Annotated in this window: 12 protein-coding genes and 1 pseudogene; all 13 read right to left on the reverse strand. The window is 43.7% G+C overall.

All coding sequences use genetic code 11. From position 1 onward, the window contains the following. A pseudogene (locus tag B5G33_RS22615) lies at nt 1-183 on the reverse strand (DUF3990 domain-containing protein); the annotation flags it as partial. Beyond that, nucleotides 180-842 carry a YkgJ family cysteine cluster protein gene (locus tag B5G33_RS11795; protein WP_087417792.1) on the reverse strand — a complete coding sequence of 221 codons (663 nt, stop codon included), beginning with the start codon at nt 840-842 and terminating at the stop codon, nt 180-182. The gene B5G33_RS11795 and the pseudogene B5G33_RS22615, both read right to left, overlap by 4 nt. 19 nt (nt 843-861) lie before the next feature. After that, nucleotides 862-1080, reverse strand: a complete 219-nt coding sequence (locus tag B5G33_RS11800) for an aspartate dehydrogenase (protein ID WP_087267757.1) — start codon at nt 1078-1080, stop codon at nt 862-864. A 50-nt stretch (nt 1081-1130) separates the two neighbouring features. Beyond that, on the reverse strand, nt 1131-1610 hold the full coding sequence (locus B5G33_RS11805) for a hypothetical protein (protein ID WP_087267755.1): 480 nt from the start codon (nt 1608-1610) through the stop codon (nt 1131-1133). Beyond that, nucleotides 1588-1902 carry a hypothetical protein gene (locus tag B5G33_RS11810; protein ID WP_087267752.1) on the reverse strand — a complete coding sequence of 105 codons (315 nt, stop codon included), beginning with the start codon at nt 1900-1902 and terminating at the stop codon, nt 1588-1590. The genes B5G33_RS11805 and B5G33_RS11810 overlap by 23 nt, the downstream gene beginning before the upstream one ends. 174 nt (nt 1903-2076) lie before the next feature. Continuing rightward, a complete protein-coding gene (locus tag B5G33_RS11815; protein ID WP_087417793.1) occupies nt 2077-2289 on the reverse strand; it encodes a FeoA family protein in 213 nt (70 codons plus the stop codon). A 134-nt stretch (nt 2290-2423) separates the two neighbouring features. Next, nucleotides 2424-4448: a HelD family protein gene (locus tag B5G33_RS11820; RefSeq protein ID WP_087417794.1), complete on the reverse strand. Its 2025-nt coding sequence runs from the start codon at nt 4446-4448 to the stop codon at nt 2424-2426. 241 nt (nt 4449-4689) lie between these two features. Beyond that, entirely contained in the window at nt 4690-5706 is a 1017-nt protein-coding gene (locus B5G33_RS11825) for an aldo/keto reductase (protein WP_087417795.1), read from the reverse strand. 21 nt (nt 5707-5727) lie between these two features. Further along, nucleotides 5728-6030, reverse strand: coding sequence for a Dabb family protein (locus tag B5G33_RS11830; protein ID WP_087267744.1), 303 nt, complete (start codon nt 6028-6030; stop codon nt 5728-5730). A gap of 108 nt (nt 6031-6138) precedes the next feature. After that, entirely contained in the window at nt 6139-7158 is a 1020-nt protein-coding gene (locus tag B5G33_RS11835; RefSeq protein WP_087267741.1) for a sugar kinase, read from the reverse strand. Nucleotide 7159: 1 nt separating this feature from the next. Then, nucleotides 7160-11545, reverse strand: coding sequence for an acyl-CoA dehydratase activase (locus tag B5G33_RS11840; RefSeq protein WP_087417796.1), 4386 nt, complete (start codon nt 11543-11545; stop codon nt 7160-7162). 250 nt (nt 11546-11795) lie between these two features. Continuing rightward, nucleotides 11796-12146 carry a DUF2200 domain-containing protein gene (locus B5G33_RS11845; protein WP_087267735.1) on the reverse strand — a complete coding sequence of 117 codons (351 nt, stop codon included), beginning with the start codon at nt 12144-12146 and terminating at the stop codon, nt 11796-11798. A 100-nt stretch (nt 12147-12246) separates the two neighbouring features. After that, nucleotides 12247-13119, reverse strand: a complete 873-nt coding sequence (locus tag B5G33_RS11850) for an AraC family transcriptional regulator (protein WP_087417797.1) — start codon at nt 13117-13119, stop codon at nt 12247-12249. Nucleotides 13120-13294 lie beyond the last annotated feature (175 nt).

Genomic DNA, 13294 nt, shown 5'->3' on the forward strand with positions numbered 1-13294 from the left:
CTATTTAACCTCCTCATAGCCCCTGTATTTTAAACATTGTAATGCTTCTTTAGTACAGAAGTTAATCTGATGTGTAGGATATTTAAACTTTGCTAATACCCAGAATTGTTCTCTTGTAATGACACCATCCATATAATCCGAGACATAGTTATAAATTTGGTCATTTGCCATTGCGCCAATCAGAAAAAATACTTCTCCCCCACTTTCAGCTTTTCTTCGAACTGCCCATAAAAATCTTCGGTAAAGTCCCAGGGCGCCAGGAAGAAGTTCTTCAGGATATACATAGATACATTTTTTGCTTCCTCCGGATTCTGGAACTGTCCCAGGATTTTTTCCGCTTTCTTTAAAAAGTTATGCCAGGACAAAACATAGGCCTCGTATTTTTTCAGTTCCGGAGTGTCCAGCCATTTGCTTACTTTTACTTTGGTCTTCGGCTGTTTCGGACATTCATGAACCTGGAAAAAATAATGAAATCCCTCCTCCTCATAGATCCGTCCCAGAGGGAACATCCGGCAGAATCCAGGTCGATGGGGATGAATGCTGCACCTTCCTTCCGGATCAAGAAAACTGCACCGTTCTGCCTCGCCGGCCATTTTCAGATTGGGAAGTATGATCCCGTCCACCACGTTTAACTCCAGGGCATAGGTCAGAAGCTCCTGAAAACTCTGGCCCAGTCCCGCTTCCAGGCGGAATACATCATAGGGATCCAGAACCACCGATTTTCCCATTTCTTTGCAGCAGTCACAGCATCCACGGCAATCGTCGCAGCCGGCTTTTACCATATCTCTGGATGTGTACAGCTTTCCGTCGGAAACTTCCGCCAGATTGATCTCTCTCAACATATATGTATTCTCCTCTGTCTTAATATTCTGTCCTGATCTCCTCCCTGGAGATTCCGTAAGTCTTCATAAATTCTTCCAGATCTTTGTCGCTGCGGATGCAGCAGATATCCTGGAATTTTCCTGTTTCCTGATCTTTAAATCCGGCAGTCTTTTCTCCCGTACAGATACTGGAACGTATTACCGGAATCTGTCTGTTCCGGTCAAAGGACAGCCGCTTTTCTTTTTTCTTAAAGAACATATTCCTTTTCCTCTCTCGGATAGAATAAACCGGGCTTAACCCTCAAAAATTCATACCCTGTATTTCCAATAATACAGTCCTTCTGTCTCCACCACTTTATCCAGCAGATCTTTCAGGGATTCGCTCTCATTGTATACTGCAATGCTGAGGACTCCTCCTGTAATGCTGATGATAGAATTTTCTTTTCCCAGAAGAATATCTACCTGCCCCTTTTTCTTCATAATGACTCTTTTTAAGATCTTCACCAGAAGATCACATCGTTTCTCTTTCAGCCAGCCGTTTCTTTTCGGTTTTAAAGGGGGATACTCCTCTACATATACTTCAAAGGGATAATAACAGATAACCTTTAAAATAATGGCAATGGCTTTATCGCAGAATTCCTGAAGCTGTTTATCCTGAAGGAAATAACTTTCCACCTCTTCAAAAATACTGTTGCCATGTTCTGCCACATGGTAGGGAAGAAAATCGATCACCCGATAGTCCTCCGAAAACAGAGAGTTCAGTTTTTCACTTCTTTTTACCCTGCTCATACTCCTCTTCCTCCTCCATGCTTGCTAAGAACATCTCATAAAAATCGTCTTCCCCGTCCAGTTTCGGAGAATTCTCTCCTCCGCCATTGGTACTTCTCTTCATCTCCGCATAAAATTCTTCTCCTGCAGTGACCAGTTCCATCTCATAGATCTCATAGCCTAATTCCCGGCATTTCCTGCAAAAAGCTCCCAGTGGATTCTCTGCCTTTCTGGTCTCCAGAAGCTCCTTTCTAAGTTTTTCATCGCTCATAGCCTGTCTCTGCAGTTTATCTAATAATTCAATCGTATTCATATCCTCTGCTCCCTTCCTGCTATACAGACGTCATTTTCTGTCCGCAAAAATATTTGTTCTTCCACTTTGGTATCATTATATAACACCCCCGGCAAAATTCCTAGCAAAAATGCAGCGTCCAAAGAAGTCTTTTTGTTCTTCTTTGAACGCTGCATTTCATAATGGGCTGAATCCTCATACCTTTATCCGGTCTGCGATCTCTTTACCGATTGCCAGTCTCTTATCCCGGGCGCCAATGATCACGCAGTCCTTATGATTCTGGATCACCTGAACCTGACTGCCCTCCTGAATCTGGTAACGCTTCATAAATTCCAGCACCTCAGGTATTCCGAACATCCATTTAATGGTGTAGCTTTCACCACGCTTTGTCTGCGACAATGCCTGCATAAGAATACCTCCCTCCGTTGTCAAGGCTGTTATCTTTCCTATATTCTAAAATGTCCCTTCCCAGTTAGTCAACAGTAAATAACTTTTGAAAAGATACATTCTCCTTACGGATAGGATTGCCCAAATTTATGATTTTATAAACATTCGTAAACATACAATTCATGAAGTGCCCGGGTGGCACAGATATACTCTGCCTGGATCAGCAGAGGCGTCTTCTTCTTTCTGGCCAGCACAAATACCTGATCGAACTCCAGGCCTTTTGCCAGATAAAAGGTGGTAACGGTCAATCCTTTTTTAAAAGAAGAACTGTTTCTGTCCACATAAAAGGCCGGGATTTCTTTTTCCCTCAGATTCTTATAAACCTCCAGGGCTTCTTCCTCGCTCATTGTCAGCAGAGCGGCTGTCTCATAGCCTTTGGAACCCAGGGCCAGATTTTTGAAAATTTCCTCCACAGCCTCCTCTTTTCCATCCAGCTTTTTCTCCTCCACTTCTTTCCCGTGGCGCTGAAAGATCTCCATATCCCGAATACCTGCAGTCCTATTGGCATATTCAGCAATCTCCACTGTATTCCGGTAGCTTTTGTTCAGGATGATCTTCCGCATATCCTTTCCGAAGATCCCCGGCAGAAATTCCAGAACATCGTGGTTCCGTTCCTCCATGGTCTGGGCCCGGTCTCCCAATATGGTCATTCTGCAGTTAAACATCTGCCGTAGGATCAGATACTGGAGATAAGAATAATCCTGCATCTCATCTATGACCAGATGTTTGATATTTCTATGATCCCGGACCCTGCAGAGTCTGTACTTCAGATACAAAAGAGGATATACATCCTCGTAGGCCAGCACCCGCTTTTCCTGGGGTACATCAGGAAGTATGGGATAGCCGTTTTCTTCCAGAAATTTATTATAGATCTTATATAAGTCCCTGGTCACATAAAGTTTCTGAAATTTTTTGGCAATAGTATCCAGATCTTCTTCTGAAAGAGTACAGTCATGAAGAGTTTCATATTCGTCTATAAAATATTCCATAACTGCATCCATCCTGGACAAAAGAGGAATATCCTGAAACTTAAAGTAAAACAGATGAATCAGTTCATTTTCCGTAAGTTTTAATCCTCTGAACTCCACTTCTTTAAAGGCCATCAGCTCGTCTTCCAGTAATGCAAGAAATCCCTCCGCCTGAGACACAAAAGTCTCTGACTGTTTTTCTTCCAGCCTTCTTTTCTCTTCCTTCGTCAGTCCCTGTAATTCCAGCTCTATCTGATCATACCGGTCATGACAGTCTCTGATCGCATCCCGCAGTTCACGGTAGGCAAAAAGATCAAAACTCATTTCCTGGATATTTTCTTCTCCCAGTTCCGGAAGGATATGGGAAATATAGTCTGAAAACACACTGTTTGGAGACAGGATCAAAATATCCGACGATTTCAGATTTTTCCGATCATGGTACAGCAGATATGCGATCCGATGAAGCGCAATAGAAGTTTTCCCGGATCCTGCTGCTCCCTGGATCACCATTATCCGGTCTTTCGTATTCCGGATAATGGCATTTTGCTCTTTCTGAATGGTCCGGACAATGTTTTTCAGCTGCACATCTCCATTGCCGCCCAATTCTGCCTTCAGGATCTCGTCATCAATCTTCATATCACTTTGAAATTCGTAAATCATCCGGCCACCCCGGATCTTATACTGCCATTTAGAGGTAATCTCCCCTTCCATAAGACCGAGAGGGGCCTCATAGGAAGCAGGCCCCTTGTCAAAATCATAAAACAAACCGCTTACCGGCGCCCGCCAGTCATAAATCAGGGGCATGTGTCCTGCTTTCTGAGAAAAATTTCCGATCCCTATATAAAACTTTTCTGACTCCTCCTCCCCCTCATAGCGAAAATCTACTCTTCCGAAAAAAGGAGAATCCAGCATTTTCTCCAGCCTGTGAAGATAAGCCTGCTGCTCCTGGTTTGCATTGACCTGATGGAGAAGTGCCTGCTGGTTATCGAAATCCTCATAGCCGTACTGGTCCATCTCTGTATAGTTTTCCCAGTAATACTCATGCATCCCCTCAATATCTTTCTGTCCCTGGAGAATGGATTCTCTCACTTCTCCAATCCTCTCCTTCAGTTGTCCGGTTACTTTATCTAAATATCTTTTTCCTTCACTCATGTATTCACCTTCTGTTGCCGTCAAATCTATTACAAATGAAACCATACCCTCGTGTACAAGGGCCCAAACGCCTCTGCGTATCTGTTTATTATATCCTATTTTCGTAAGATTTCCAACCTCATGTTATTCCTTTGCCCTGTTATGGCAAAAAAAGTTCTCCCTGTCTGTCCTGGGAGAACTTTTCTTATGCTCACAGCGAGGCATCCCCTCACTTATGTACCTGTAAACCCACTGTCTGTCTTTAATCTAAAAATGTTTTATAGTCCTCGTAGTTTTTCGCCAGCAGTTCCGGTGTATTCAGACTATAAGGGCATTTCTTCATGCATTGACCGCAGTGCTTGCATTCCTCTATTTTTTTCATTTTTTCCTGCCATTCTGCAGACAGCCAGGATGCCTGAGGAGATCTTCTCAGCAGCAGTCCCATTCTGGCACAGTTGTTGATCTCAATTCCCGCAGGACAGGGCATACAATATCCACAGCCTCTGCAGAAGTCTCCTGAAAGTTCCTTTCTGTCTTTTTCCATTACTTCTTTCAGCTCCCCTGTTAGGCTTGGCGGACAGACCTGGTAAGATAAGAATTCATCCAGCTCGCTTTCTCTTTGTATTCCCCAGATAGGAGCCACATGTTCAAACTGGGCCTGTGCCATAAAAGCGTATGCGCAGGCGGAATTCTGGATCAGTCCTCCTGACAAGGCCTTCATAGCGATGAATCCCATATCTGCTTTTTTACAAGCGTCAACCAGTTCCAAATCAGTTTCTGCAGCCAGATAAGAAAATGGAAACTGAAGAGTTTCATAAAGTCCTGACTCTATCGCTTCTTTTGCCAGGGGAATCCGATGGTTGGTAATACCGATATGTCTGATCTTTCCCTGACGCTTTGCCTCCAGGGCTGCTTCGTAAAGTCCTGTACCATCTCCAGGTCTGGGACAGAAATCCGGATTGTGAAACTGATAGATGTCAATATAATCTGTCTGGAGCATCCGAAGACTTTCCTCCAAATCCTTCTTTAATCCCTCTCCGGTTTTAGCGGCAGTCTTGGTGCTGATGATCAGTTTATCCCTTATATAGGAAAATGCAGCTCCTATCTTTTCCTCGCTGTCTGTATAAGCTCTTGCCGTATCAAAATAATTGATTCCGTTATAGAATGCTTTCTGCAGGATATAAACTGCTTCTGCCTTGGTGATCCGCTGGATTGGCAGCGCTCCAAAGCCGTTTTTGTTTACTTCAATCCCTGTTTTTCCTAAAATGACTTTATCCATGATGTCTCCCTTCCGGAAATCTTAGTCTTCATAATCCAGACATGCTCTCTCAGTAGTATAAGGCCGTACATAGGTATCTGCCACCTTTACATGTTCAGGATGAGAACCGTATACCTTAATGTCCTCTGCTTTTTCCAGAGTCGTTACCAATGCCATATCATGGGTAGCAGAAGGAAGAGGCTCTGAAACAAAGTCTACAGTAAGAAGCCCTGGCACCTTGCCTACCAGGCTTTTCAGATTTTCTGCCATTGCTTTCTTTAATTCTGGTTTTTTGCTCTCCTCAACTTCTGGTTTAAATTTCCACATTACAATATGATGTACCATATGTATTCTCTCCTATCTTTTTGACTTTTCTATTATTTTAATATAAAGGAAAGGGGCCTGTCAATAAACCTGTTTCCTGGTTTATCCAGTCCCCTGTTATAATCTTTCTTATCTTTGCAGGTTTGTATCCCCGGATTTCATGATCTTCAGGATATCTGCCTCATTCACCACATTAAAATCGTGCTGGATCATCAATTTCAATACACTGGCTGTAATAGAAAAATCTATGGTTTTCTGTGGAGAAAAGCCACGGGCCAGACTGTGGAGCAGACCTCCTGCAAAGGCATCTCCGGCTCCCACAGCTTCCAGGCTGTGAACCCTGTGAACCGGGCTTTCATAGAATTTCCCGTCTTTCAGATAAATTCCCATCCAGTCTCCGTCTTCCACAGTCCTCATATTCCGGAGAACGCTGGCCACTGCCCTGCAGTTGGGATACTGGCGAAGGATTTCCTCCATTCCCTGCTTATAAGTATGGATTTGGTCAATCCCGTGGGCCATGTCCCCATCAAAGGCATGAATACCCAAAGCAGACTCAAAGTCTTCATCGTTAGCAATACACAGCGTCACATAATTCATCAATTCCTTCATAACCTTCTGAGCCTTCTGGGTACTCCACATTTTTCCCCGGTAATTCAGATCGCAGACCACTTCAATAGAATGGGCCTTACAGTATTTTACAGCCTCCAGCACCGCCTTTTCAATATTCTCACTTACCGCAGGCGTAACTCCGGAAAAATAAAAAATATCCACATCCTTTAAAAGCTCTTCCCAGTGAAACTCTTCCGTACCAGCCTGGGCAAAGGAACTGTATGCCCGGTCATAGACTACATTGGTAGGTCGGATATTGGTGCCTTTCTCAAAATAATAGATTCCAAGACGCTCTCCGCCTTTCAGGATTTTTGAAGTATCCACTCCAAAGCGGCGGATCTCATTATGGGCGGCCAGTCCTACTGGATTATCCGGCAATTTTGTCACAAAATCTACAGGATCTTCCATCATGGCAAGAGACACGGCTACGTTCGCCTCCGCTCCTCCATAGCTGGCCTCAAAATCCTGAGCCTGAAGAATCCTTAAGTTCTCCGGGGTCTTCAGCCGCAGCATAATTTCTCCAAAAGTCAGTATCTTCATATCAGCTGTCCTCCTGTTTATTTCGAAAACTCATGATCAACATCTGCAGACGATTCTCAATATTTGCAAAACTCACATCTGGATCATAATCCAAAGGCAGTATGCTGGCATCTGGATACAGTTCCTTTAATTTCTTTATAATTCCCCGGCCTACCACATGATTCGGCAGGCAGCCAAATGGCTGAAGGATTATAAAGGCCCTGCATCCATTTTTAGCATGGTGAAGGATTTCTCCTGGAATCAGGACTCCCTCTCCTGCATCAAAAGTATGGTGGATAATAGGATCGCTGTCCTTTACCAGATCCTGCATACGGCAGGCCGGCGTGTAAAGAGGACTCTTCCTGGCAATCTTATCTGTCACATCATGGGCCAGGTTAAAAGCCACATCTGCTGTCCGCAGCCATACTTTCTGAGGAACTGGTTTATCCAGATGATATTCCCGGATCTGGGCATCCTGATAGAAATAAGTCTTTCTGATAACATCTGTCATTCTGGCCTCAATAATCTCGAATCCGTTCTTTTCCAGATAAGCTTCAATATCATGGTTTGCCCCCGGATGGAAATTCAGCAGATATTCACCTACGATCAGTACTCTGGGTTTAGGATGAGACCGGTCATATTCTACCTGATTCATAATGTCTATAGCTTTCTCAAAGCCATGTCTGGCTCCCATTATCCCATGTTTTTCCAGACCATCTATTACCTGGTCCAAAGCTTTTTCAAAAGCCTTATCTGCACTTCCCGGAACTTTCTCATAAGGCCGTATCTTCCGCAGAAGCTCCTCAAGGACATCAATCATAGGCATGGCGAATGCAATCCTGACAGAAGTGAGGAGATTCATTCGGAATCCGGGATGAAGGTTATGAGAATCTTTGTCATCATTGGTCAGTATCGGTACATGGGAATATCCCGCATCATCCAGAGCTTTCCTTAAAAGAGCGCTGTAATGGGTAAGGCGGCAGTCTCCCACATATTTCGCCATAGCGATAGCCACTTCTTTGTCATCATACTTTCCGCTTTTCAATGCAGCTAATGCTTCTCCGATAACAATCTGGGCAGGGAAACAGATATCATTATGTACATATTGTTTTCCCAGACGGATTGCCTCTTCTCTTCCCAGCTCCAGAGGTTCTGTGCGGATTCCCTGTCCGGCAAAAGCTGCAGCCATCACCCTGCTGAAGGCATGAGAGGTATTTGGAATCAGCGCTATTTTTTCTTTTCTGGACGTTTTCGTATATTTTACAGGATAAGGATCCGGCAGTTCATGAACTGTCAGCTTCTTTCTTCTGTTCCTCTGCATAGCCACCGTCTCTGTGAAAGAACGGATACGGATACGGAGAGGTCCCTGTATATCGCTCTCATCCATCTTCAGGATCAGCGGCGTTTTTCCCGAAATATCTTTCATCAGACGGATGATCTCATCAGAAAGATAGGCATCATGGCCGCAGCCAAAGCTTACGATCTGCACATATTCCAGATAGTCTTTTTCTGCTGTCAAAATAGCAGAGGAAAGCATTCTGGCATGAAAATTATTTACAACATCCAGCCGGCTTTTCTTTAATTCTCCATGGTCTGCTCCTGGGAGAGAATCTGCGGTGAGCACAGGGATTCCCATTTTCGTAAACATATCCGGCAAGTCATGATTTACCAACGCGTCATTCTGATAAGGTCTGGAAGCCAGAACTACCGCATAGGTTCCTTTTTCCTGAACCATCCGGCACACTTCTTCTCCTGCATGCAGAAGTTCCTGACGGAAAGATGTCTGAGCTTCATCTCCTGCCTCTATGGCCTTTCGCGTCTGTTCCGGTGATATCTGGAAAGTCTCCTCCATATACTTTGTCAGCTGTCTTTCCCGATCACCATAAGTAGACCAGTGGAATAATGGCGCATCAAAAGGTATATTCCAACGTTTTTCAGGGTTATCTGAATTTCTGACAACAATAGGATACCCCTTTACCACTGCACACATAGACTGGCTGGTGTCCTCTGTATTCTCTGATTCTACCGTTGTAATGGAGGGCATAAAAATCCTGTCTACTCCGCTTTTAGCCAGACTGCGGATATGTCCGTGGACAAGTTTGGCCGGAAAGCATACCGTATCTGAAGTCACCGCAGACAGCCCTTCTTCATATATCTTCCTTGTACTGGCAGGAGATACTTTGACTTTGAATCCCAGGGCTTTCCAAAAAGTTCCCCAGAACGGCATAGTCTCCCAGAAAGAAAGGACTCTTGGAATTCCAATGGTAATCTCTCTGTTTGTTTCAGGTTCCGGGTAAGGATATTTTTTCATAAGAAGCTCTTCCCGGAGTTTAAAAAGATTTGGCACCTCTTTCAGCGCCTGCTTTTTCTCCCTGATTTTCGCCTGAACCTCTTTGTCCTTAGGGTCTCCCAGAACCTCTCCTCTCTCACAGCGGTTATTGGTGATCCAGGAGTTTCCATTAGAAAAACGGACAATGGTTCTTTTACAATGGTTGGTACAGAAGGGACAGGGAGAATTAGATTCCTGGGTATAAGAAAAGTCATCCATTGCTTCAAGGCCGATAAACGTTTTCTTCTCCCCCTGTTCATGAAATCTTTCCTTTGTAATCAATGCTGCCCCGATAGCTCCCATGATTCCCGGATATGGGGCTCTTACCACATTCCGCCCCAGATACTGTTCCATGGCCCTCAGCACTGCATCATTCTGAAAAGTTCCTCCCTGAACAACGATCTTGTTCCCCAGACTGTCCAGGTTAGAAACACGGATCACCTTCGTAAATACATTTTCTATAATAGAACGGCAAAGACCTGCCATAATGTCTCCAGGCAGTCTGCCATTTCGCTGTTCGGTGATGATGCTGCTGTTCATAAACACCGTACACCGGCTGCCCAATTCTGCAGGATTCTCCGATGCAAATGCGGCTTCAGCGATTTTCCCCACCGGAATATGCAGCGATGCTGCAAAATTCTCCAGAAAAGAACCGCATCCCGAGGAGCATGCTTCGTTGAGCACAATGTTGGTGATAATTCCATTATCCAGCCAGATGGCCTTCATATCCTGTCCGCCAATATCCAGTATAAATGTAGCGTTCTCTACATACTTTCTGGCTGCCCGGGCGTGAGCTACCGTTTCTACCACATGGCATTCTGTCTCAAAGGCTTTTGAAAAAAGCTGTTCTCCATATCCAGTAGTGCCGGCGGCGATAATATCCAGTTGTACTCCTTTTTCTTTATACTTTTCTCTCATGGAAATCAGCGCGCCTTTGGCTACCAGGAGTGGGTCACCCTCGTTAGGCGCATAAAAGGAATCCAGGATATTTTCCTCTTCATCCATAAGCACAAATTTTGTGGTAGTGCTTCCGGAATCAATTCCCAGATAGACATGAAGAGTCTCCCCTTCCTGAAGTTCAGGTGTTGCTATGGCCGGAAGCTTATGGCGCTCTATAAATTCCCTGTACTCTTTTTTTTCAACAAAAAAAGGCCTTCCTTTCTTACCCACTGAAAGCTCTTTTCTGTGTTTGATCTCTCCCAGCCTGTCTTCCAGTTCTTCAATTCTGTAAATTTCTTTTCGATCCTGAAACATGGTGTTCAAGGAAAGAGCTGCACCGTAAGCAATAATGATCTCCGGTCTTTCAGGTCGGATGATCTCGTCCCGGGACAGGTTCAGCCTCTGGGCAAAAACCTGGATAAGCACAGGATTAAAAGTCATAGGACCGCCTTCAAAGGCTACTGGTTTCTCAATATCCAGCCCCTGGGCCAGTCCTCCGATTGTCTGTTTTGCAATGGCATGGAAAGCAGAAAGAGCCAGGTCAGATTTTGCGATTCCCTGGTTAAGCAGCGGCTGAATATCCGTCTTGGCATATACGCCGCATCTTCCGGAAATATCATAAACGCAGGAGCCCTTTTGAGCCAGGGCATTAAACTGCTCCACAGGAACCTTAACAATCGATGCTACCTCGTCAATAAAAGCGCCGGTACCTCCTGCACAGCTTCCGTTCATACGCATATCAGAAACCGCAAGATTCCCGTCTTCCTGGTTTCTTCGGAAAAAAATAATTTTCGCATCCTGTCCGCCAAGCTCTATGGCAGTTCTGACATTTGGATATTTCTCGCACAAAACCACAGAGTTGGCTACAACTTCCTGGATAAAAGGAACATTCAGAGCCTCTGCCACAGGCTTTGCCCCTGACCCGGTCATAGCCACACGTACCGGTCTGTCATGAAACTGTTCTTTCAGACGTCCCAAAGCAGCCTGAACGCTCTGCACCTGACTGGAATTATGTCTCTTATAACTGGAATATAGTATTTCTTTGCTGTCCTTATCTGCTGCAACCAGCTTCGTAGTGGTAGAGCCTACATCAATCCCCACAAGAAGCTCCGGCTGCCTGTTTTCTTTTTCTGGAATCATTACTAACACTCCCTATATCTTTTGTTACATATAATGAGGTAAGGGTTCAAAAGTAATTTGCCCCTATGATACCGCCTTTTGTTTTTGGCATCATATAATTTAATCCATAGTATATTAGTTTACCAGATTATGGACAGAAATGTAAGATACTTTTATTTATTATTAATAATACTTTTTTATTGCTTATATTCTTCATCTCTCCTGCATAGTTACCGCAACAAAGTCACCTGGGACTTTTACGCATCCTTTTTTATTTCCTCAATATTTTTTCCATGCTCTTTCCTTTTGCCAGTTCATCCACCAGTTTATCCAGATATCGTATTTTCTGCATAAGCGGGTCCTCTATCTCTTCTACCCGCACACCGCATACCACTCCTTTTATCAAAGCTGCATTGGGATTTATACAGGGCGCCTCTTCAAAGAACGTCTTCAAGTCCACATTTTTCTTGATCTGGCCTTCCAGCTCTTCCCGGCTATACCCGGTAAGCCAGGAAACAATCTCATCCACTTCTTCTTTAGTCCGATTCTTTCTCTCTGCCTTTTGAATATACAGAGGATAAACTTTCGCAAAACTCATGGAAAAAATTTTATGAGCTTCCATGGGTCTTCCTCCCTTCCGTTATTACTTTGCCTGCCGACATTATATCACAAAGCAACGAGCTGAGTGAATATTTAAGATTGTTAAAATCATCTGGAATACTTTACATTTTTCGAAAGCCGGAAGAGTCAAAATATTTTCTGTAAGAAGCAGGTGTAAAGTCCATTTCCTTTTTAAAAGCCCGTATAAAATGAGAGGCTCCTGAATAACCGCATCTGGCGCCGATATCTTCTATGGACAGCCGGGTTTCCATGATCAGTTCCGTAGCTTTCCTAATCCTGAGAGCTGTAAGATATTGATGAGGAGACTGTCCTGTCTGCTTTCGGAAGATTCTTGAAAAATGATACTTACTTAAAGATACATTATCTGCAATATTTTCCACGGTTATCCCATCCTTATAATGTTCCTGCATGTAACTGACCGCTTGAATGACAGCAGTGTCCATAGAAACCGGTTCGTTCTCAGCCAGGATTCCAAGAAGATTATGGAGCAGATAAGAAAGTCTGTGCTCTTCCGGCTGAGTTTTAGACAATTCTTCCAGAATTTCGGCAAACACAACACCCGTACCAGATTTATGGCCAAAAAGGGGGCCTGTTCTCTCATAAAGCAATTCTAGATATTCCTGGGAACAGTTGCCGGTAAAATGAAAAAATTGAAAGGAAACTTGTTCTTTCGCATAGTAGCAATGATATTTCATACAATCGAGAAGGACAATATCTCCTTCTTGGGCTATAAAAATCTGCTCTTCATATTGGAAATAAAGTCTGCCTGAAAGAATACGAAAAGCCAGAAAAAGTTTTAGCCCTTCCCTTTGTATCTGATAAGGTGGAGCGCACGTGTATTCGCCTCCCCACAATACGGAGAACAGATATCTCCGTGCAAAATCTGAAGGTGCGTAAAAATAAAGCCCCTTTTTGCTCAAAATTCCCTGTTCATTGGGTATGACAACTTTTTTCTCTATTTCTTCCAATTCCATATCCTTCCTCCATGGGTAGTTCTAACATAGCACAAAATGTATATTAACAGGCAAATTTCAACAGTGCCAGACTGGTTTTTTTGTTATATTATACATTATATCAGAAAAAATCAAAGTTTAAAATTAAAGCACAAAATTATTATAATATACCGTAGAAAGGAGTATGTTTATGACA

This window comes from Blautia sp. An81 (genome assembly GCF_002161285.1).
Lineage (GTDB): Bacteria > Bacillota > Clostridia > Lachnospirales > Lachnospiraceae > Blautia > Blautia ornithocaccae.